This is a genomic window from Stenotrophomonas sp. YJH_SMC_58, assembly GCF_059369635.1.
In genome coordinates, this window is the sequence record NZ_JCAFSW010000009.1 from 69,067 (window position 1) to 88,667 (window position 19,601).

At 65.2% G+C, this 19,601-nt stretch carries 16 protein-coding genes and 11 tRNA genes; 25 read left to right on the forward strand and 2 right to left on the reverse strand.

Translation table 11 applies throughout. The features are described from left to right. Positions 1 to 85 precede the first annotated feature (85 nt). Complete coding sequence (locus AC5P68_RS12970; protein WP_033835460.1) at positions 86 to 1,744, reverse strand: M48 family metalloprotease; 1,659 nt, start codon at positions 1,742 to 1,744, stop codon at positions 86 to 88. 142 nt (positions 1,745 to 1,886) lie between these two features. Here AC5P68_RS12970 and grxC point away from each other — a divergent pair, with 142 nt between their 5' ends. The 6 genes from grxC to AC5P68_RS13000 all read left to right on the forward strand — a co-directional run bounded on the left by grxC (position 1,887) and on the right by AC5P68_RS13000 (position 6,552). Beyond that, complete coding sequence (gene grxC, locus AC5P68_RS12975) at positions 1,887 to 2,177, forward strand: glutaredoxin 3 (protein WP_004154541.1); 291 nt, start codon at positions 1,887 to 1,889, stop codon at positions 2,175 to 2,177. Beyond that, the gene (locus AC5P68_RS12980; RefSeq protein WP_049433210.1) at positions 2,174 to 2,566 is read left to right on the forward strand and encodes a carboxymuconolactone decarboxylase family protein; all 393 of its coding nucleotides are present in this window, start codon (positions 2,174 to 2,176) and stop codon (positions 2,564 to 2,566) included. Before grxC ends, AC5P68_RS12980 begins: the two co-directional genes overlap by 4 nt. A 257-nt stretch (positions 2,567 to 2,823) precedes the next feature. After that, a complete protein-coding gene (locus tag AC5P68_RS12985) occupies positions 2,824 to 3,828 on the forward strand; it encodes an isocitrate dehydrogenase (RefSeq protein ID WP_033835461.1) in 1,005 nt (334 codons plus the stop codon). 243 nt (positions 3,829 to 4,071) lie between these two features. Further along, positions 4,072 to 4,815 (forward strand): cysteine hydrolase family protein, encoded by a 744-nt coding sequence (locus tag AC5P68_RS12990; protein ID WP_414498004.1) that lies wholly within the window; start codon positions 4,072 to 4,074, stop codon positions 4,813 to 4,815. A 53-nt stretch (positions 4,816 to 4,868) separates the two neighbouring features. Continuing rightward, positions 4,869 to 5,777: a LysR family transcriptional regulator gene (locus AC5P68_RS12995; RefSeq protein WP_414498005.1), complete on the forward strand. Its 909-nt coding sequence runs from the start codon at positions 4,869 to 4,871 to the stop codon at positions 5,775 to 5,777. 25 nt (positions 5,778 to 5,802) lie between these two features. Further along, positions 5,803 to 6,552: a sulfite exporter TauE/SafE family protein gene (locus AC5P68_RS13000; RefSeq protein WP_407626198.1), complete on the forward strand. Its 750-nt coding sequence runs from the start codon at positions 5,803 to 5,805 to the stop codon at positions 6,550 to 6,552. Positions 6,553 to 6,612: 60 nt separating this feature from the next. Here the strand turns inward: AC5P68_RS13000 and AC5P68_RS13005 are convergent, their stop codons facing one another. Beyond that, positions 6,613 to 7,371, reverse strand: a complete 759-nt coding sequence (locus AC5P68_RS13005; protein ID WP_005408265.1) for a Bax inhibitor-1/YccA family protein — start codon at positions 7,369 to 7,371, stop codon at positions 6,613 to 6,615. Between the two features lie 181 nt (positions 7,372 to 7,552). On the opposite strand from AC5P68_RS13005, the gene AC5P68_RS13010 reads away from it, so the two are divergent. The 19 genes from AC5P68_RS13010 to AC5P68_RS13100 all read left to right on the forward strand — a co-directional run bounded on the left by AC5P68_RS13010 (position 7,553) and on the right by AC5P68_RS13100 (position 19,577). Then, a tRNA-Pro gene (locus AC5P68_RS13010) sits at positions 7,553 to 7,629 on the forward strand. Between the two features lie 39 nt (positions 7,630 to 7,668). Further along, positions 7,669 to 7,745 (forward strand) — tRNA-Arg (locus AC5P68_RS13015). Between the two features lie 143 nt (positions 7,746 to 7,888). Next, complete coding sequence (locus AC5P68_RS13020; RefSeq protein WP_005408266.1) at positions 7,889 to 8,626, forward strand: BPL-N domain-containing protein; 738 nt, start codon at positions 7,889 to 7,891, stop codon at positions 8,624 to 8,626. Positions 8,627 to 8,819: 193 nt separating this feature from the next. Then, positions 8,820 to 8,896, forward strand: a tRNA-His gene (locus AC5P68_RS13025). 79 nt (positions 8,897 to 8,975) lie between these two features. Then, positions 8,976 to 9,051: transfer RNA gene (locus tag AC5P68_RS13030), tRNA-Lys, on the forward strand. Positions 9,052 to 9,248: 197 nt separating this feature from the next. Continuing rightward, positions 9,249 to 9,324: transfer RNA gene (locus AC5P68_RS13035), tRNA-Lys, on the forward strand. Between the two features lie 246 nt (positions 9,325 to 9,570). Beyond that, positions 9,571 to 9,870, forward strand: coding sequence for a hypothetical protein (locus AC5P68_RS13040; protein WP_049403864.1), 300 nt, complete (start codon positions 9,571 to 9,573; stop codon positions 9,868 to 9,870). A gap of 139 nt (positions 9,871 to 10,009) precedes the next feature. Further along, a tRNA-Leu gene (locus AC5P68_RS13045) sits at positions 10,010 to 10,094 on the forward strand. Positions 10,095 to 10,284: 190 nt separating this feature from the next. Further along, entirely contained in the window at positions 10,285 to 11,580 is a 1,296-nt protein-coding gene (gene tig, locus AC5P68_RS13050) for a trigger factor (protein ID WP_414498006.1), read from the forward strand. A 76-nt stretch (positions 11,581 to 11,656) separates the two neighbouring features. Further along, on the forward strand, positions 11,657 to 12,283 hold the full coding sequence (gene clpP / locus AC5P68_RS13055; protein WP_004146318.1) for an ATP-dependent Clp endopeptidase proteolytic subunit ClpP: 627 nt from the start codon (positions 11,657 to 11,659) through the stop codon (positions 12,281 to 12,283). 126 nt (positions 12,284 to 12,409) lie between these two features. Beyond that, a complete protein-coding gene (clpX, locus tag AC5P68_RS13060; RefSeq protein WP_004154600.1) occupies positions 12,410 to 13,699 on the forward strand; it encodes an ATP-dependent Clp protease ATP-binding subunit ClpX in 1,290 nt (429 codons plus the stop codon). 143 nt (positions 13,700 to 13,842) lie between these two features. Further along, positions 13,843 to 16,290 carry an endopeptidase La gene (gene lon / locus AC5P68_RS13065; RefSeq protein ID WP_033835467.1) on the forward strand — a complete coding sequence of 816 codons (2,448 nt, stop codon included), beginning with the start codon at positions 13,843 to 13,845 and terminating at the stop codon, positions 16,288 to 16,290. 217 nt (positions 16,291 to 16,507) lie between these two features. Continuing rightward, positions 16,508 to 16,780, forward strand: a complete 273-nt coding sequence (locus AC5P68_RS13070; RefSeq protein WP_005408270.1) for an HU family DNA-binding protein — start codon at positions 16,508 to 16,510, stop codon at positions 16,778 to 16,780. A gap of 11 nt (positions 16,781 to 16,791) precedes the next feature. Then, positions 16,792 to 16,866: transfer RNA gene (locus AC5P68_RS13075), tRNA-Val, on the forward strand. A 26-nt stretch (positions 16,867 to 16,892) separates the two neighbouring features. After that, positions 16,893 to 16,969 (forward strand) — tRNA-Asp (locus tag AC5P68_RS13080). A gap of 83 nt (positions 16,970 to 17,052) precedes the next feature. Then, positions 17,053 to 17,129: transfer RNA gene (locus tag AC5P68_RS13085), tRNA-Asp, on the forward strand. 86 nt (positions 17,130 to 17,215) lie between these two features. After that, positions 17,216 to 17,292: transfer RNA gene (locus AC5P68_RS13090), tRNA-Asp, on the forward strand. Between the two features lie 106 nt (positions 17,293 to 17,398). Then, positions 17,399 to 17,475: transfer RNA gene (locus AC5P68_RS13095), tRNA-Asp, on the forward strand. Positions 17,476 to 17,621: 146 nt separating this feature from the next. Beyond that, positions 17,622 to 19,577: a peptidyl-prolyl cis-trans isomerase gene (locus tag AC5P68_RS13100; protein ID WP_005408271.1), complete on the forward strand. Its 1,956-nt coding sequence runs from the start codon at positions 17,622 to 17,624 to the stop codon at positions 19,575 to 19,577. Positions 19,578 to 19,601: the final 24 nt, after the last annotated feature.

Here is a 19,601-nt window from a genome sequence, read left to right on the forward strand (position 1 = left end):
GTGCCAGTAGACTACGGTTTGATGACATGTTTGTGACTACCTGGCCGGAACCGGTCGGGATTGCCATCGACCGGTCACGCAGCACTCAGCGGCGGTCCAGGTCCGGGTCCTGCACGCCCTGGCGGCGCAGCTCCAGCACGGTGGGGGTGATCGCCTCGATGCGCGCATCCACCCGCGCCCGACCCACGTAGTCCAGCGCCGGGTTGCGCTTGAGGGCCTGCAGCTGCATCAGCGATTGCTCCGGGCGGCCGCTGAGGAAGGCGGCCTCGGCATAGGCCTCGCTGGCGCGCACGCTGTCACCGGCCAGCTCGCTGGCGCGGGCGTATCGCTGCTGGAAGACCGGATCGTTACCACTTTGCGACAGCAGGGGCCGCAGCATGGCCTGCGCGCGCTGGCCCGCCTCGCGGGTGCCCTGTTCGTTCAGGATCTCGGCGTAGGTCAGGGCCACGGGCCGGCTGTTGGGGTGCTCGCGCAGCAGCTGCTCGAAACGGGTGTTGGCCTGCGCGCCCAGTCCGGCACGCGATTCGGCCTCGCCCAGGCCCAGTGCCAGCCACAGGTTGTCCGGGCGGGTCTGTAGCAGGCTGGCCAGGGTCTGCCGGGCCTGCGTGGCACCGCTGCGGCCGCCGCGCATGACCGCCAGCGCCTGGCCATAGCGCTGGGCGTCGTTGAGACCGTCCTTCTGCCGCTTGGCCATGTCCGCGTATTCGCGCTCCAGCTCGGCGGTGGAATCGGCGCTCAGCACGCGCAGGCGCTCGCGCGCCCACTCGAAGTCGCCACTGGCGCCACGGGCCAGCTGGCCGACCGGAACGCGCAGCACGCTGCTGGGAAGCAACGGGTTGTTTCCGCGCAGCAGCGGCTCGGCCAGGCCCGGATCGGCTGGATTCACCCGCTCCTTGCGCTCGCCGCTGGGGGTGCTGGTGGTCAGCAGCACCGTGTCCTTCTTCATCTGCTCGGCGCGGGCCTTGGCCTCGCTGATGCGGGTGATGTTGACCGGATGGGTGCGCAGGAACTCGGGCACGCTGTAGCCGCCCTCGTTGCCGCGCATCGCCGCCGACATGCGCTCGAAGAAGCCGGCCATGGCATCCACGTCGTAGCCGCTGCGCGACAGGGTGCGGATGCCGAGGCGGTCGGCCTCCGATTCGTTGGAGCGGGTGTAGTTGATCTGCCGCTGCTGCATCAGGCCCATGCCGGAGCTGATCGCGGCCATCGTCGCGTTGCCGGAGGAGGTGCTGTTGCTGGCCTGCGCGGCCACCACCGCCGCCAGCATGCCGAGCAGGATCGGTATCTGGTCGCGCTGGGCGCGTTCGACCCCGCGCAGCACGTGCTGCTGGGTGACGTGGGCGATTTCGTGCGACAGCACTGCAGCCACCTCGTCCTCGCGCTCGGCGGTCAGCACCAGGCCGGCATTGACCCCGATATAGCCGCCCAGCGTGGCGAAGGCGTTGATCTGGCGGTCCTTCATCACGAAGAACGTGTAGGGCTGGCGCGGCTGGTCGCTGTTGGAGCCAAGCCGGGTGCCCATGGTCTGCAGCCAGTCGTTGACCAGCGGGTCATCCAGCAGGTAGCCATAGTTGCGCAGCTCGCGCAGCATCATCGCGCCGTACTCGGCCTGGCGCGCCGGGGTCAGCAGCTCGCCGGCCGAGGAGCCGATGTCGGGCAGCTTCTCCTGGGCCTGGGCCTGGGCCTGGGCCAGCGGCATGGCCAGGGCCAGGGTAACGGCGGTAGTCAGCAGCAGGGCTCGCAAGCGGAAGGTCCTCGGGCAGGGCGCGCCAAGCGTGGCAGGGCAGGGGGCAACCATTCGTTAACCCACAGTGTTGCGGCGGTGGCGTGGAATTTCCAGCGCACCGGTACCATATGTAGACCGTCGATCCATCGTGGAGTTTCCCGTGACAGCCCAGACCGCCGGCGGCGCCCCCGCCATCACCATCTATTCCACCGCCGTCTGCCCGTATTGCGTGGCCGCCAAGAACTTCCTGAAGAGCAAGGGCCAGCAGTGGACCGAGGTCCGCATCGACCTGGACCCGGCCGAGCGCGAGAAGATGATGGCACTGACCCGCCGCACCAGCGTGCCGCAGATCTTCGTCGGCGACGTCCACGTGGGCGGCTACGACGACATGATGGCCCTGCACCGTGAAGGCAAGCTCGAGCCGCTGCTGGCCGGGCAGGGCCAGGCATGAGCGCGGCCGACGACGGCAGCAAGGACCGCATCGCCGAATTCACCGAGTTCCGCAAGCGCATGAACGAACGCATCCTGGGCGAACCGAACCAGGTGGTGCGGCGCTTCTTCGCACTGGACACGCAGACCTACCAGGCCGGCGCGCTGGACGTGAAGACCAAGGAACTGCTGGGCCTGGTGGCCTCGATGGTGCTGCGCTGCGACGACTGCATCAGCTACCACGTGGCCCAGTGCAAGGACGCCGGCGTGACCCGTGAAGAGTTCTTCGAGACCTTCTCGGTCGGCCTGGTGGTCGGCGGTTCCATCGTGATCCCGCACCTGCGCCGCGCGGTCGACTTCCTCGACCAGCTCGAAGGCGGCGCCAGCGCTCCGGCAGCGCACGAGCACTGAGGGTAGTGCCGGCCGCTGGCCGGCATCGCCTGAACTCGACCTGGCCGAGGTTGCCGGCCAGCGGCCGGCACTACCGTGCTTTTCCGCGATCCAGCCGCCAACGCGCGCGGGCACACTGCCTGAGCCGGGCACTGGGACCATGGTCTATTTGGGACCTCGGCCCCGTCTCAGGCATAATTGCCGGTGAAACTTCCTTTGCGCCGGCGTTTCCGGGCACGTCCGGACGGCGTTTTTCCCCCTGTTCGGAACATCGATCAATGACGCAGAAAATTACGGTCATCCGCGGCGACGGCATTGGCCCGGAAATCATGGACGCCACCCTGTTCGTGCTCGACCAGCTCAAGACTGGGCTGGAGTACGAAGACGCCGACGCCGGCCTGGTGGCCCTGGAAAAGCACGGCGACCTGATGCCGGCGGTGACCCTGGAATCGATCGCGCGCAACAAGGTCGCGCTGAAGAGCCCGCTGACCACCCCGGTCGGTGGTGGCTTCACCTCGATCAACGTCAGCCTGCGCCGCCATTTCGACCTGTACGCCAACGTGCGTCCGGCCCACACCTTCCCGAACACCAAGTCGCGTTTCGACAACGTCGACCTGATCACCGTTCGTGAGAACACCGAGGGTGCCTACCTGGCCGAAGGCCAGGAAGTGTCGGCCGACGGCGAGACCGCCTTCTCCGGCACCCGCATCACCCGCAAGGGCTCCGAGCGCATCGTGCGCTACGCCTTCGAGCTGGCCAAGAGCACCGGCCGCAAGAAGGTCACCGCTGTGCACAAGGCCAACATCATCAAGTCGACCTCGGGCCTGTTCCTGAACGTCGCCCGTGAAGTGGCCGCGCAGTACCCGGACATCGAGTTCCAGGAAATGATCGTCGACAACTGCTGCATGCAGCTGGTGATGCGTCCGGAACAGTTCGACGTGATTGTCACCACCAACCTGTTCGGCGACATCATCTCCGACCTGTGCGCCGGCCTGGTGGGTGGCCTGGGCCTGGCCCCGGGTGCCAACATCGGCAAGGACGCCGCGATCTTCGAAGCCGTGCACGGCACCGCGCCGGACATCGCCGGCCAGGGCAAGGCCAACCCGTGCGCGCTGCTGCTGGCAGCCGCGCAGATGCTGGACCATATCGGCCAGCCGGAAAACGCCGAGCGCCTGCGCAAGGCCATCGTGGCCACCATGGAAGCCAAGGATTCGCTGACCGGCGACCTGGGCGGTACCGGCACCACCATGAGCTTTGCCCAGGCCATCGCCAGCCGCCTGTAAGCGGCCGGGCGACCTCGGTTGAATCCACAGCGGGGCGCCTTCGGGCGCCCCGTTGCGTTGTGGGCTGACTCGTAGATCCACGCCATGCGTGGATGGCGGGGCTTTGGTCCGCAGCCACCCATGGGGGGGTCTACAGGGGTTGTCTGTGCGTATTTCGCACAGATCATGTGCTGTTGCACGGCTGGTTCGTGCGCCATCCGCTCTGCATCCTGTGCCCACTTTCCACTGCACAGGAGTCGCTCCATGAATCTCACCGCCTTCGGCCTGGCCAGCCTGATCGGCATGGCCGCCACCATTCCGGTTGTTGCCGCCGAGTCGGCCCATCCCACCATCCGCTATATGGCGGGCGCGCCGGTCGCGACCTCGCTGGATGCAGCGAGGACCGCCGTGCTGGTGATCGACTTCCAGAACGAGTACTTCGATGCCAAGGCCGCGCCGGGCTTTGCCGGTGGCCGCATGGTCATTCCCGATGGCGTGGCCGCACTGCGCCAGGCCAAGCGGGTGGTCGCGTTCGCCGATGCCCACGGCATCCGCGTGATCCACGTGCAGCACGTGTTGCCGGCCGGTGCACCGCTGTTCGCGCAGGGCAGCGTCAATGCCGACTTCCATCGCGACCTGCAGCCGCGCAAGGGCGAGACGGTCGTGCAGAAGGACAACGTCAGTGTGTTCGCTGGCAACTCGGCCGCGGTGCTCGACACGGTGCTGAAGGATGCCGGCATCGACACCCTGATCGTCACCGGCCTGCAGACCCATGCCTGTGTGGCCGGTGCCGCGCGCGACGCGGCGGCCGCACCCCGTGGTTACCGGGTGATCGTGTCGTCCGATGCCAGCGCCAGTCGTGACCTGGACCTGGCCGGTGGCCAGCGCATCGATCATCGCGCGCTGCACGATGCCTCGCTGGCGCAGATCGAAGACGCCTTCGGTGATGTCATGAGTACCGACGCGATCCTGGCGTTGCCGGTGCGCAAGGCCGGCGACGGCGCTTGATAAGCTGGCGGGGCCCGCATGCCGTGGGCCCCGCCACATGGAGCTGCCCGCCGATGGATCACTTTGCCGCCCTGCGTGCGCTGCGCGCCATCGTTGACGCGGGCAGTTTCACCGCGGCCGCTGAACGCCTGGGGACCACCCACTCGGCGATGTCACGGCAACTGCGCCAGCTGGAAGAGCATCTGCAGGTTCGCTTGCTCGATCGCAACAGCCGCCGGCTGTCATTGACCGAGGCCGGGCGCGGCTACTACCGCGAGGCGGCAACGCTGCTGGACCGCCTGCAGGAGGCGGACGACCGTGCCCGCGCCGGGCAGGCGCAACCCAGTGGCAGCGTACGCATCAGCGTGCCGCAGGTCGTGGCCAGCCAGGAGTTGCCGCATTGGTTGCCGTCGTTCCTGCAGCGTTACCCGCAGGTTTCGCTGGATCTGTCGGCCGATGATCAGCTGGTCGATGTCGTCGGTGGTGGGTTTGACCTGGCCCTGCGCATCGCGCATGCGTTGCCGGACAGCCAGCTGGTCGCACGTGAACTGGCCAGCTGCTCGCGCATCCTGGTGGCCGCGCCAGCCTACCTGGCGCGTCATGGCCTGCCGCGTCAGGCATCGGATCTCGCGCAGCACACGCTGCTGGGCTTCAGTCCCACGCCGTCAATGCCGCCCTGGCAGCTGCAGGGGCCGCGTGGTGCCAGCATGAACATCGAGGCTGGCCAGCGCCTGCGCGTGGATGCCACGCCGGCACTGTATGCCGCCGCGCTTGCGGGAATGGGCATCAGCCTGTTCACCGCACTGACCGTGCAGGAAGACCTACGCGCCGGTCGTTTGATCCGTGTGCTGCCGGCCTGGCACGCCGGACAGCGGCACTACTTCGCGCTGTATCCGCATGCACGTGCGCTGGCGCCGAAAGTGCGCGCGCTGGTCGAGCACCTTGCGGCGCACTACGCTGCACAGATGGGCGCGGCAGGGTAGTCGCGCGGTTGCAGCCGAGGTGGTGATGGAGTCGGTGTATCTGCTGGTCGCACTGGGCGCGATCGTCGCCGGATTCGTGCAGGGCCTGTCCGGCTTCGCCTTTGGCATGGTGGCGATGTCGTTCTGGGCATGGGGGCTGGAGCCGCGACTGGCGGCCACGCTGTCGGTGTTCGGCGCGCTGGTCGGCCAGCTGGTCGCGGTGTTCACCGTGCGCCGCGGATTCAACCTGCGCCTGCTGCTGCCGTTCGTGCTGGGCGGGTTGGCCGGCATTCCGCTGGGCGTGATGGTGCTGCCGCAGCTGGACATGGACTGGTTCAAGGCGCTTTTGGGCGGCTTCCTGGCGTTGTGGTGCCCGGTGATGCTGATGGCGCGCTCGTTGCCTGCGGTCCGCGTCGGCGGCCGTATCGGTGATGCGATTGCTGGCATGGCCGGTGGCGTGCTCAGCGGCATCGGCGGCTTCGCCGGCCCGGTGCCGACGTTGTGGAGCACGCTGCGCGGCTTCGGCAAGGACGAGCAGCGCGCGGTCATCCAGAACTTCAATCTGGCCATGCTGGCGGTGACCATGGCCACCTATGTCGGCAGTGGCCTGGTGAGCCGGCAGATGCTCCCGTACTTCGCCATCGTGGCGCCAGCCATGCTGGTGCCGACCCTGCTGGGCGCGCGCGTCTACATCGGCATCAGCGAGCTGCGCTTCAGGCAGGTCGTACTGGGCCTGCTGACCGCATCAGGCATTGCGTTGCTGGCCTCGTCGCTGCCGACGCTGCTGGCGCGCTGAGGGAGGAACGAAAAAGGGCGCCACGAGAGGCGCCCTTTGTCGTCTATGGCATGTTCCGATTCAGCGCTGCTGGATCTTCGACAGCAGGCGCAGGAATTCCACATACAGCCAGACCAGGGTCACCATCAGGCCGAATGCGCCATACCACTCCATGTACTTCGGCGCGCGCTGGGCCACGCCGGTCTCGATGAAGTCGAAGTCCAGTACAAGGTTCAATGCAGCCACGACCACCACGAACAGGCTGAAAGCGATGCCCAGCCAGCTGGAGTCATGGATCACCGGCACGTTGATGTTGAAAAAGCCCAGCACGAACGATGCCAGGTAGAGCAAGGCAATGCCGCCGGTGGCGGCGACCACGCCCATCTTGAAGTTCTCGGTGGCCTTGATCACGCCGCTGCGGTATGCGACCAGGAGGGCGGCCAGGGTGCCGAAGGTCAGCAGTACGGCCTGGAACACGATACCCGGGTACTTCATGTTGAACAGCGCCGACACGGCGCCCAGGAACAGGCCTTCGACCAGCGCGTACATCGGCGCGGTGACCGGCGACCATTCCTTCTTGAAGATGGTGATCAACGCCAGCACCAGGCCGCCGATCGCGCCACCGATGGCGTACAGGCTCGCGCTGCCGGAAATCTGGCCGTACTCGTCGACCGCCTGGCTCCAGGCGAACGCCGCGGTCAGCACGGTCAACAACAGCAGGATGCCGGTCTTGTTGGCGGTGCCGTTGAGAGTCATCACCTGGTCGGGGCTGGTCACCACCGAGCCGCTGGCGAGGTCGAGGAAGGTCGACTCGGAAAGAGCCGGGTTGCCGCTGCGCATGCGTGTTCTCCGTGCGGATGAGGGGCTGGACGGCCATCCGGCCGATGACCGGGAGCATAGCTGATGGCTGCACGTGGTGCCGTGCCAGGCGTCGCGTTCGAGTCGCCCGCGTTGACAGTTCATGATGCGCTTGGCCACAATGACCAGCTCCCCGGGCCTGGCCCCGAGGGGATTGCAAGACCGGGGTATAGCGCAGTCTGGTAGCGCGCCTGCTTTGGGAGCAGGATGTCGGGGGTTCGAATCCCTCTACCCCGACCAATCCCACATCACGTCGGATTGGACACCGTTCCGGTCCGGGCGCCCGTAGCTCAACTGGATAGAGCACCGGCCTTCTAAGCCGGCGGTTACAGGTTCGATTCCTGTCGGGCGCGCCATTTCACCCATCTCCTGCAGGTCCTGTTGTTACCGGCCTCTGCCTGGTCCTGCGCTGTGTTGGCGCGCATTCAATCTGGTCCGTCGTGGCCGATGCATAGTCGGCCTGCCCCATGCCGGGGTGACTGCGCTGAGCCATCCCTTGATGAACACCGTTGCGCGATCGCGCTGTCTGCTGCTGGCGATGGGCCTGGGGCTTGCCGTGCAGGCGTCCGCCAACGCCCCAGTGATTGCGGTCTACCGCGGCGAGGCCGGTTGCCCAGGGTGTTCGGAGGCCGTCGAACAGGCCATCCATCGTTCGCGTCCGGACTATCACGTGGTGTTCGTCGGCCCGGGCGAGGCCGTCGATGTCGATTCGCTGGCCACGTCGCGCTACCGGGCCTATGTGCAGCCGGGGGGCGGGCAGGACATCGACGCCGCGATGGCGGCGGTGGGCGAAGAGGGGGCGGCAGTCATCCGTCGTTTCGTCGATGCAGGTGGAACCTACATCGGCCTGTGCATGGGGGCCTACCTGGCCGGTGCATCGCATCTGGGCCTGTTGGCGCAGGACCTGGACGCCGAGGCCGGCAGGCCGGGATTCCCGGTGCAGGATGAAGACGATGCCGTGATTCCCGTCGTCTGGGACGGGCGCCGCCAGACGGTGTACTTCCAGGACGGTCCCTACCTGCCCAAGGCGCCACGCGACCAAGGGTTCAAGGTGATTTCCCGCTACACCAATGGCGACATTGCGGCTGCGTCGTATCGCCACGGGAAGGGCAGGGTGGTGCTGTCGGGACCCCATCCGGAAGCGCCGACGCAGTGGTTCAAGATGGCGGAAATCCCGCTTTCGCAGATGCCGTCGGCCGATCTGTTCAAGTCACTGCTGGATGAGGATCGGCGCTGAGGCGGGCGCGTGCGCAGCGCGACGCGGGGCGGAATGGCGACCGGCACATCAATGTGAAGAAATGCTTGCAATTCCTTCGCGACTCCCGGAAAATGCCGGACTCGCTTCAGGGGACGGCCTTCTGGTCCCACCCGGTCGCAACGCATCAGGTTCCACTGCTGGCAGCATCGGCAGGGGAGCAGAAGTTTCAGTGGTGGCTGTAGCTCAGTTGGTTAGAGTACCGGATTGTGATTCCGGTGGTCGGGGGTTCGAATCCCCTCAGCCACCCCACTGTTTCAACCGTATCGGCGCAGCCGGAGCGGTATTGCAATAAACAGAATGCACGCTACAATGTGCGTCTGAGTTTCACGGGCCGTTAGCTCAGTTGGTAGAGCAGTTGACTCTTAATCAATAGGTCCAAGGTTCGAATCCTTGACGGCCCACCAAGACAGAAGCCACCTGGTACGCCAGGTGGCTTTTTTCTTATAAGTGTGAACCCGTCATTTCGATGGATCACGCGCTGAAGCGCTCCGCTTGGCGGGGTTCTGCAGCGGCAGCGGGACTGCAGCGCTTGTTTCAACGATGTTGAAAAAAGTGCTTGCACCCACCGAGCGGATCGGGTCATAATTCGCGCCCCGATTTCGGGCTGTTAGCTCAGTTGGTAGAGCAGTTGACTCTTAATCAATAGGTCCAAGGTTCGAATCCTTGACAGCCCACCAGACGAAAGCCACTTGGTTCGCCAAGTGGCTTTTTTCTTGCCTGTTTGCCGGGTTGCGCTTCATCCACGCATGGCGTGGATCTACTGAAGCGGCGCATGGCGCGGATCTACTGAAGCGGTGCTGAAACCAGGGGCATGTGCGTCATCAGTGTTCTCAATGCTGTGCGCTGCTTCTCACCGCATTGCCTCTTTCATCGCACCCAATGGATCTTCCGCGCCGAGGGCGCATGTAAGAAGGAAGAAGCTGATGACCGATATCAACCGACTGTGCCGGATGGCGTGGGTTCCTTTCGCGTTGCTGGCGCTGATGGCCTGCGCACCTGGCAGTGACCCGGCGAAGACGGTCGAGCGCGATGCGGGCACCGGGGCCGTTCCGGCGCGCCCGATCGCCGGAGTCGCGCAGCCGGCATCGCTGGCGGAGGGTGGGGCCGCCAGCGAGGCTGTGGACCTGCGTCGCACCGATGATGGTGGCGTGGACATCCGCAAGGTGGATGCGGCTGGGCAGGGCGCTGACGCATCTGCGCGCCCTGCCGCGGCGAAACACTGAGTGGCTGCCGTCCCGAACGGTCGCCTGACTTTCGGGACGGCCTTTGGCGCGGACGATGTGCCTGCCTGTCATGTTCAGTTTTGTGCAGGCCTTCCGATTCCAGCCGGCGCCTGCGACAATGAACGCCTGTGCCGGCCACGCGAAAGTGGCGGAATTGGTAGACGCCCTGGATTTAGGTTCCAGTGCCGCAAGGCGTGGGGGTTCGAGTCCCCCCTTTCGCACCAGTGCCGGCCTGTCCCCCGCCCTGATCGGGCCCCGCTGACCCCCTTGACCGGCACGCGCTGGCAGTGCAGGCCGAATTGGGCGAAACTAAAGGGCTGCGGCAAGCAGGCGCGTCCCAGACGTCGTGTCCTTACAACCGTTTCATCCCAATCATCGAGCCGGGGGCCTGCGCCACCGGTGGCAGGAGTCAACATGCAAGCTTCGATCGAATCCACCGGCAACCTGGAACGCCGCCTGAGCTTCTCGCTGCCGGAAGACCGTCTGCAGAGCCACATCGTCGGCCGCCTGGGCGAAATCGCCCGTACCACCCGCATCAAGGGTTTCCGTCCGGGCAAGGTGCCGGCCAAGGTGATCGAGCAGCGCTTCGGCGCGCAGGTCCGTGGCGAGGCGCTGGACGGCCTGCTGCGCGAAACCTTCGACGCGGCCGTGCGCGAGCACGATCTGCGCATCGTCGGCAGCCCGCGCATCGACAAGGGCGACGAGGGTGAATTCTCCTTCGTGGCCACCGTGGAAGTGGTGCCGGACTTCGGCGACATCGACGTCAGCAAGCTGACTGTCGTGCGCCACACCGCCGAGATCACCGACGCCGACATCGACCAGATGATCGAGAACCTGCAGAACCAGCGTCGTACCTGGGCCCCGGTCAGCCGTGGCGCGCAGGACGGTGACCTGGTCGCGGTGGAAACCTGGTCGCAGGCCGGTGAAGAGCGCCTGCCGGGCGAAGGCACCGAGAAGGGTTCGATCGTGCTCGGACAGGGCATGATGTTCGAGACCATTGAAAAGGGCCTGGTCGGCCTGGCCAAGGGCGAAGAGAAGACCCTGGACGTCGAGTTCCCGGCGGACTGGCGTGTGCCGGTGCTGGCCGGCAAGACCGTGCAGGTCACCGTCAAGGTCGCCGAAGTGTCCGAGCCGGTCGTGCCGGCGGTCGACGAAGCCTTCATCAAGAGCTTCGGCGTGAAGGGTGGCGATGTGGAGCAGTTCCGCAGCGACATCCGCGCCAACCTGGAGCGCGAGCTGAAGGGCGCCCTGATGAACCGCCTGCGCCGCGAAGTGGGCGAGCAGCTGATCGCCGCCTATTCCTCGGTGGAAATGCCGCCGCGCCTGGTCGAGAACGAAGCCCGTGCCATGCTGGCCCAGCAGGTCGAGCAGATCCGCCGCAACGGCCAGAACGTCGGCGAGATCCCGGCCGATGCCCACGAAGGCTTCAAGGAAGCGGCCGCCAAGCGCGTGCTGGTCGGCCTGCTGGTCGGTGAAGTGGCCCGCATCAACGACCTGCGCCTGGAAGCCAAGCGCCTGAACGAAACGATGCGTCTGATCGCTTCGACCTACGAAGAGCCGGAGCAGGTCATTGAGATGTACCGCAACGACCCCCAGCTGATGTCTGGCCTGCAGAACCGTGTGATGGAAGAGCAGGTGATCGACTGGATCGCCGAGCGTGCCCAGCACACCGAAGAGAAGCTGTCGTTCCAGGACGCGATCCGCCAGTAAGCCCGGGCGGATCACCGGATGCCCCGCGCCTTTGCCGGCGCGGGGTTGTTGCCCCCCAAGATAGGTACCTCACGTAATGGACAACCGAACCAAAGCCCTGAACCTGGTTCCGATGGTGGTCGAGCAGACCAGCCGCGGCGAGCGTGCCTACGACATCTATTCGCGCCTGTTGAAGGAGCGCCTGATCTTCCTCGTGGGCCCGATCGACGATCACATGGCCAACGTGGTGGTGGCGCAGTTGCTGTTCCTGGAATCGGAAAACCCGGAAAAGGACATCAACATCTACATCAACTCGCCGGGTGGCGTGGTCACCGCCGGCATGGCGATCTACGACACCATGCAGTACATCAAGCCGAATGTGAGCACCACCTGCATCGGCCAGGCTGCCTCGATGGGTGCCCTGCTGCTGGCCGCGGGCGAAGCCGGCAAGCGCTATGCGCTGCCGAACTCGCGCGTGATGATCCACCAGCCGCTGGGCGGCTACCAGGGCCAGGCCACCGACATCGACATCCACGCGCGTGAGATCCTGACCCTGCGTTCGCGCCTGAACGAGGTGCTGGCCAAGCACACCGGCCAGTCGCTGGAGACGATCGCCCGCGACACCGAGCGCGACAACTTCAAGAGCGCCTTCGAGGCGCAGGCCTACGGTCTGGTCGACCAGGTCCTGGAGCGTCGTCCGGATGAGTCGATCCAGGCCGGTTGACCGGCCTTCACGGGGCCATGGAGGCCTCGTTCCTGCAGGGTCGGGCGGGACTGGTGTCCCCTCGGCCCTGTGCTATTCTCGAATCGAACCCCCGTTCAGCGGGTGGGGTAACTGGGTAAGCGAAGCATGAGCGAAGACCGCCAAGGTCGTTCCACGGACACCGGCAAGATCCTCTACTGCTCTTTCTGCGGCAAGAGCCAGCATGAAGTGCGCAAGCTGATTGCGGGTCCGAGCGTGTTCATCTGTGATGAATGCGTGGAGCTGTGCAACGACATCATCCGTGAGGAACTTGAGGAAAAGGCGCAGTCGGCGCGCAGTTCGCTGCCCAAGCCGCGCGAGATCCTCGAGGTCCTCGACCAGTACGTGATCGGCCAGAACCGTGCCAAGCGCACCCTGGCCGTGGCCGTGTACAACCACTACAAGCGCATCGAGAGCCGGCAGAAGAACGACGACGTCGAACTGGCGAAGTCGAACATCCTGCTGGTCGGCCCGACCGGTTCGGGCAAGACGCTGCTGGCCGAGACCCTGGCCCGCCTGCTCAACGTGCCGTTCACCATGGCCGACGCCACCACGCTGACCGAAGCCGGTTACGTGGGCGAGGACGTGGAGAACATCATCCAGAAGCTGCTGCAGAAGTGCGACTACGACGTCGAGAAGGCGCAGCAGGGCATCGTCTACATCGATGAAATCGACAAGATCTCGCGCAAGAGCGAGAACCCGTCGATCACCCGCGACGTGTCCGGCGAAGGCGTGCAGCAGGCCCTGCTGAAGCTGATCGAAGGCACCGTGGCCAGCGTTCCGCCGCAGGGCGGCCGCAAGCACCCGCAGCAGGAATTCCTGCAGGTGGACACCAAGAACATCCTGTTCATCTGCGGCGGCGCGTTTGCTGGGCTGGACAAGGTGATCCAGGCACGTTCCACCGACGTCGGCAGCATCGGCTTCGGCGCCAAGGTGAAGAGCAGCGAGCGCAAGCAGGAAGTGGGCAAGGTGCTGGCGGAAGTCGAGCCGGAAGACCTGATCAAGTTCGGCCTGATTCCCGAGTTCGTCGGCCGCCTGCCGGTGGTCGCGACCCTGGAGGAGCTGGACGAGCCGGCCCTGATCAAGATCCTGACCGAGCCGAAGAACGCCATCACCAAGCAGTTCAAGAAGCTGTTCGAGATGGAGAACGTCGAGCTGGAGTTCCGTCCGGACGCTTTGTCGGCCATCGCCAGGAAGGCGCTCAAGCGCAAGACCGGCGCCCGTGGCCTGCGCACCATCGTCGAATCCGTCCTGCTGGACACCATGTATGACCTGCCGTCGCAGGAGAACGTCAGCAAGGTGGTCGTGGACGAATCGGTGATCGAGCACAAGTCCGAGCCGTACCTGATCTACCAGACCCCGGCGGCCCCTGAACAGAAGGCCGCAGGCGCCGAGTGATCCTTCCAGGTTGTTGATTGGAAAGGATTTTAAAGGAATGCCTTGCATCTGAAAGCCGATGGCCCCATAACGGGGCCATCGGCTTTTTTTGTCTCCGGAAGATGCCCTCCCGGAGGCGGTTTTCCCCCTTCCCTGGAGCCCCCATGGCCCGTTCCCCAAGTGAAACCCTCGACCTGCCGGTCCTGCCGCTGCGCGACGTAGTGGTGTTCCCGCACATGGTCATCCCGCTGTTCGTCGGCCGTGACAAGTCCATGCACGCGCTCGAACAGGCAATGGAGGCGGACAAGCGCATCCTGCTGCTGGCGCAGAAGTCGGCCGAAACCGACGACCCGCATGCGGCCGACCTCTACCAGGTCGGTACGCTGGCGCAGGTGCTGCAGCTGCTGAAGCTGCCCGACGGCACCATCAAGGTGCTGGTCGAAGGACTGTCGCGCGTGCAGGTCACCCACGTCGACGAGCGCAACGGCTCGCTGCACGGCCAGGCGGTGGAGATCGACGCCACTGACGAGCGCGAAGCGCGCGAGGTCGAGGCCATCGCCCGCTCGCTGATGTCGCTGTTCGAGCAGTACGTCAAGACCAACCGCAAGCTGCCGCCGGAGCTGTTGCAGACGTTGTCGGGCATCGATGAGCCGGCGCGCCTGGCCGACACCATCGCCGCGCACATCAGCGTGCGCCTCGCCGACAAGCAGCGCCTGCTGGAAACGCTGGCCGTGGGCGACCGCCTGGAAATGCTGGTCGGCCTGGTCGACGGCGAGATCGACGTGCAGCAGATGGAGAAGCGCATCCGCGGCCGCGTGAAGTCGCAGATGGAGAAGAGCCAGCGCGAGTACTACCTCAACGAACAGATGAAGGCCATCCAGAAGGAACTGGGTGACCTGGACGACGCACCGGGGGAGCTGGAAGAACTGGCCCGCAAGATCGCCGAAGCCGGCATGCCGAAGGCCGTTGAAGCCAAGGCGCGCAACGAACTGAACAAGCTCAAGCAGATGTCGCCGATGTCGGCCGAAGCCGCGGTGGTGCGCAACTACCTGGAGTGGCTGCTGGGCGTGCCGTGGAAGAAGCGCAGCAAGGTGCGCAAGGACCTGAAGGCTGCGCAGGACACCCTCGACGCCGATCACTACGGCCTGGAGAAGGTCAAGGAACGCATCCTTGAATACCTGGCGGTACAGTCGCGCGTGAAGCAGATGAAGGGACCGATCCTGTGCCTGGTCGGGCCGCCGGGCGTGGGCAAGACCTCGCTGGGCCAGTCCATCGCCAAGGCCACCAACCGCAAGTTCGTGCGCATGTCGCTGGGCGGCGTGCGCGACGAGGCCGAGATCCGTGGCCACCGTCGTACCTACGTCGGTTCGATGCCGGGCCGCATCGTGCAGAACCTCAACAAGGTCGGCAGCAAGAACCCGCTGTTCGTGCTCGACGAGATCGACAAGATGTCGATGGACTTCCGTGGCGATCCGTCTTCGGCGCTGCTGGAAGTGCTCGACCCGGAGCAGAACAACGCATTCAACGACCATTACCTGGAAGTGGACCTGGACCTGTCCGAAGTGATGTTCGTGGCCACCTCGAACTCGCTCAACATTCCCGGCCCGCTGCTGGACCGCATGGAAGTGATCCGCATCCCCGGCTACACCGAGGATGAGAAGCTCAACATCGCCACCCGCTACCTTGTGCCCAAGCAGGTCAAGGCCAACGGCCTGCAGCCGGAAGAGCTGGAGATCGGCAGCGATGCCATCCAGGACATCGTGCGCTACTACACGCGCGAATCGGGCGTGCGCAACCTGGAACGCGAGATCGCCAAGATCTGCCGCAAGGTGGTGAAGGAGATCGCGCTGGCCGGCCCGCAGCCGGCCAAGGCGAAGAAGGGCGCGAAGAAGAAGGCGCTGGTGAGCGTGTCCAGCAAGAACCTGGACAAGTACCTGGGCGTGCGTCGCTTCGACTTCGGCCGTGCCGAGGAAGAGAACGAGATCGGCCTGGTCACCGGCCTGGCCTGGACCGAGGTGGGCGGCGATCTGCTGCAGATCGAATCGACGCTGGTGCCGGGCAAGGGCCAGCTGATCCTGACCGGCCAGCTCGGCAACGTGATGAAGGAATCGGCTTCAGCGGCGCTGTCGGTGGTGCGTTCGCGCGCGGTCGGCTTCGGCATCGACAGCGACTTCCTGCAGAAGCACGACGTGCACCTGCACGTGCCCGATGGCGCCACCCCGAAGGACGGCCCGAGCGCCGGTGCGGCAATGGTCACCTCGCTGGTGTCGATGCTGACCAAGGTGCCGGTGCGTGCCGATGTGGCGATGACCGGCGAGATCACCCTGCGGGGTCGCGTCACCGCCATCGGTGGCCTGAAGGAAAAGCTGCTGGCGGCACTGCGTGGCGGCATCCGCACGGTCATCATCCCGGAAGAGAACCGCAAGGACCTGGCCGACATTCCGGCCAACGTCACCCGCGATCTGAAGATCGTCCCGGTGAAGTACATCGAAGAGGTCCTGGACCTGGCGCTGGAGCGTCCGTTGGCACCGAAGAAGGCGCGCAAGAGTGCGCAGCGTGTCACGGTGCGCAGCAAGGCCAAACCGAGTGGAAGCGCGCGCGTCAAGCATTGACGCGCGCTGTCCAATGGCCCGAAACCCGCGTCATTGCTGGCTTTCCAGCTTGCGTGGGGGTAGGGCCACTGGTATAAAAGCAGCACTCGCGAATGAGTGATCGCTGCCAGCGATGACTGAATCGGCGAACCGTTTCCACATGGTGGCCGCATGCAGAAGGCATGCGGTTGCTTCCCTGTCGAATAAGCGGAACCCACCGCCAAAGGAGTTGTAGAGAATGAACAAGACCGAATTGATCGATGCCGTTGCTGAAGCTGCCGACCTGACCAAGGCCGAGTCCAGCCGCGCTGTCGATGCCGTCGTTGCTGCCATCACCAAGGCGCTGAAGGACGGCGATGCGGTCACCCTGGTTGGCTTCGGTACCTTCCAGGTCCGCGACCGTGCTGCACGCACCGGCCGCAACCCGAAGACCGGCGACACCATCAAGATCGCTGCTTCGAAGAATCCGTCGTTCAAGGCTGGCAAGGCCCTGAAGGATGCTGTAAACTAAGCGGCTCGCTGGGGTGCTTAGCTCAGCGGTAGAGCGTCTCCTTTACACGGAGAGGGTCGGGGGTTCGAAACCCTCAGCACCCACCACAGCACCGCGGTAAAAGTTTGAGTGTGGAGCGGTAGTTCAGCTGGTTAGAATGCTGGCCTGTCACGCCGGAGGTCGCGGGTTCGAGTCCCGTCCGCTCCGCCATTCAACGAGGCCTCCGGCCAAAAGCTGGAGGCTTTGTTTTCTTCCCGGTCCAGGCCGGCTGGAAAGCAAAAAAGCAACAATGCGGAGCGGTAGTTCAGCTGGTTAGAATGCTGGCCTGTCACGCCGGAGGTCGCGGGTTCGAGTCCCGTCCGCTCCGCCACTACATCGAGGCCCCCGGCCTGAAGCCGGGGGCCTTGTCTTCTCCCCGGAAGGCTCGGGAAGAAGGCGAAAGGTTTTTGCAAGAACGGAGCGGTAGTTCAGCTGGTTAGAATGCTGGCCTGTCACGCCGGAGGTCGCGGGTTCGAGTCCCGTCCGCTCCGCCATTGCAGAATTCTTAAGTCCCTGTGAAAAAACTTTGAAAAAAGTGTTCATCGGGCTGGGTTTCCAAGGAGTCTTCGGATATACTGGGCACCTGCAAAGTTTCAGCGCGGAGCGGTAGTTCAGCTGGTTAGAATGCTGGCCTGTCACGCCGGAGGTCGCGGGTTCGAGTCCCGTCCGCTCCGCCAACTCTAAAAGCCCTCGGCGCAAGCCGGGGGCTTTTTCTTTGTGCCGTCGGAAGCGGTGCGCAGGCCACGCCAGCGCTGCTTTTGGTCCCTGCGACGAAGCGGGTTACACTGCCGGGCTCGCCAATCAGGCCTTGTGATTCCTCACCATGCTGCAGAAACTCCGCGACAAGACCTCAGGCTGGATCGTCACCGTGATCCTGGGGCTGCTGATGATTCCGTTCCTGTTCGTGATCGACAACAGCTACCTCGGTGGCGTTGGCGCACAGAACGTGGCCAAGGTTTCCGCGCCGCCGACCTGGTGGCGTTCGGCACCGTCGTGGTGGCCGGTGCGCATGCTGTGGCAGCACCATGAGATCAGCGCGCAGGATTTCCGCACCCGCTTCGAGCAGGAGCGCATGCGTGAGCGCCAGCAGCAGGGCGAGAATTTCGACCCGCGCGCGTTTGAAAGCACCGAAAACAAGCTGGCCGTGCTCGATCAGCTGATCGACGAACAGGTCGTGCGCCTGGTTGGCGAGCAGGCCGGTGTCGTGATCGGCGATGGCGCGGTGCGCGAGTACATCGCCACCATCCCGGCCTTCCTCGATTCGAACGGCAAGTTCAACGAGAACAACTACCGCCTGGCGCTTGCCGGTGGCAATCCGCCGCGCACGCCGACCCAGTTCCAGGAACTGGTGCGTGAGAGCCTGCAGCAGTCGGTGATTCCGTCGGGCCTGCAGAACTCGGGCTTCGTTACCCAGTCCGAGACCGAGCGACTGCTGAAGCTGCTGGGCGAGACCCGCGATGTCGAACTGGCCGCGTTGCCGGAAGTGCCGGCCGATACCGCGCCGGTGACCGACGCGCAGATCAAGCAGTGGTACGACAGCCATGGCAAGGACTTCCGCCAGGCCGAGAGCGTTTCGCTCGAGTACGTCGAGATCAATGGTGCGAACCTGCCGGCACCGACCGCCGCCGACGAAGCCACCCTGCGCAAGCGCTATGAAGACGAGAAGGCGAAGTTCACCACGCCGGAGCAGCGCCAGGCCTCGCATATCCTGATCACCGGCGACGGTGCCGAAGCCAAGGCGAACAAGATTGCCGCCGAAGCCAAGGCCGCCGGCGCCGACTTCGCTGCACTGGCCAAGGCCAACTCGGAAGACCCGGGTTCGAAGGGCCAGGGTGGTGACCTGGGTTGGGTCGAACGCGGCGCGATGGTCAAGCCGTTCGAAGATGCGCTGTTCGCTGCCAAGGCCGGTGACGTGATTGGTCCGGTCAAGACCGAGTTCGGCTATCACATCATCAAGGTTGCTGCGGTCCGTGGCGGCCAGGGCAAGTCCTTCGAGGAAGTGCGTGACACGCTGGCTGCCGAGCAGCTGAAGGCCGACGGCGAGCGCGGCTTCAACGAACTGGCCGGCCGTCTGGTCGACGCCATCAACAAGAGCCCGAGCGATCTGGCTGCCGCGGCCAAGGAAGTGAACCTGCCGCTGCAGACGCTGGGCCCGATCACCCGTGCCACCGCCAGTGGCATCGCCGCTGACCCGGGCGTGCTGCGTGCCGCCTTCTCCGACGTGCTGGTGCAGGACGGGACCGCCAGCGACCCGATTGCGCTGGGCGGCGCGACCAACCACAGTGTGGTCATCCGCGTGGCCGCGCACACCCCGGAACAGGCCATGCCGCTGGACAAGGCGCGCGAGCAGGTGATCGCCGCGATCCGTGCCGACCGTCAGCGCCAGGCCAGCGACAAAGCGGCCGATGCCGTGCTGGCCAAGCTGAAGGCGGGCGCCACCCTGCAGTCGCTGGCGGCCAGCGAGAAGCTGCAGCTGAGCCCGATGCCCGGCCTGCCGCGCAGCCAGCCGGTGCCGACCCCGGAAATCAACCGCGCGATCTTCAGCGCGCCGGTGCCGGCCGATGGCAAGCCGAGCTACGGCAAGGTCGATGTCAACGGCCATGCGTTGCTGTTCGCGGTGAACAAGGTGAACCCGGGCGACGTGAAGGAAGTGACCGCCGAGCAGCAGAAGCAGCTGAAGGACCAGCTGAGCCAGATCGATGGCATGGCTGCGGCCAAGGCCTATGTCGAGGCGATGCGCAAGAAGTTCGTGATCCAGACCACCGAAGCGAACCTGTAAGCCTCGCGGCGGGCAGGATCGAAG

Excerpts from the sequence above, each read along its gene's own strand:
- AC5P68_RS12980 (WP_049433210.1), top strand. The coding sequence starts at position 2,174 with ATGAGCGCGGCCGACGACGGCAGCAAGGACCGCATCGCCGAATTCACC.
- AC5P68_RS12985 (WP_033835461.1), top strand. The coding sequence starts at position 2,824 with ATGACGCAGAAAATTACGGTCATCCGCGGCGACGGCATTGGCCCGGAA.
- AC5P68_RS12990 (WP_414498004.1), top strand. The coding sequence starts at position 4,072 with ATGAATCTCACCGCCTTCGGCCTGGCCAGCCTGATCGGCATGGCCGCC.
- AC5P68_RS12995 (WP_414498005.1), top strand. The coding sequence starts at position 4,869 with ATGGATCACTTTGCCGCCCTGCGTGCGCTGCGCGCCATCGTTGACGCG.
- AC5P68_RS13000 (WP_407626198.1), top strand. The coding sequence starts at position 5,803 with ATGGAGTCGGTGTATCTGCTGGTCGCACTGGGCGCGATCGTCGCCGGA.
- AC5P68_RS13005 (WP_005408265.1), bottom strand. The coding sequence starts at position 7,371 with ATGCGCAGCGGCAACCCGGCTCTTTCCGAGTCGACCTTCCTCGACCTC.
- AC5P68_RS13020 (WP_005408266.1), top strand. The coding sequence starts at position 7,889 with ATGAACACCGTTGCGCGATCGCGCTGTCTGCTGCTGGCGATGGGCCTG.
- AC5P68_RS13040 (WP_049403864.1), top strand. The coding sequence starts at position 9,571 with ATGACCGATATCAACCGACTGTGCCGGATGGCGTGGGTTCCTTTCGCG.
- tig (WP_414498006.1), top strand. The coding sequence starts at position 10,285 with ATGCAAGCTTCGATCGAATCCACCGGCAACCTGGAACGCCGCCTGAGC.
- clpP (WP_004146318.1), top strand. The coding sequence starts at position 11,657 with ATGGACAACCGAACCAAAGCCCTGAACCTGGTTCCGATGGTGGTCGAG.
- clpX (WP_004154600.1), top strand. The coding sequence starts at position 12,410 with ATGAGCGAAGACCGCCAAGGTCGTTCCACGGACACCGGCAAGATCCTC.
- lon (WP_033835467.1), top strand. The coding sequence starts at position 13,843 with ATGGCCCGTTCCCCAAGTGAAACCCTCGACCTGCCGGTCCTGCCGCTG.
- AC5P68_RS13070 (WP_005408270.1), top strand. The coding sequence starts at position 16,508 with ATGAACAAGACCGAATTGATCGATGCCGTTGCTGAAGCTGCCGACCTG.
- AC5P68_RS13100 (WP_005408271.1), top strand. The coding sequence starts at position 17,622 with ATGCTGCAGAAACTCCGCGACAAGACCTCAGGCTGGATCGTCACCGTG.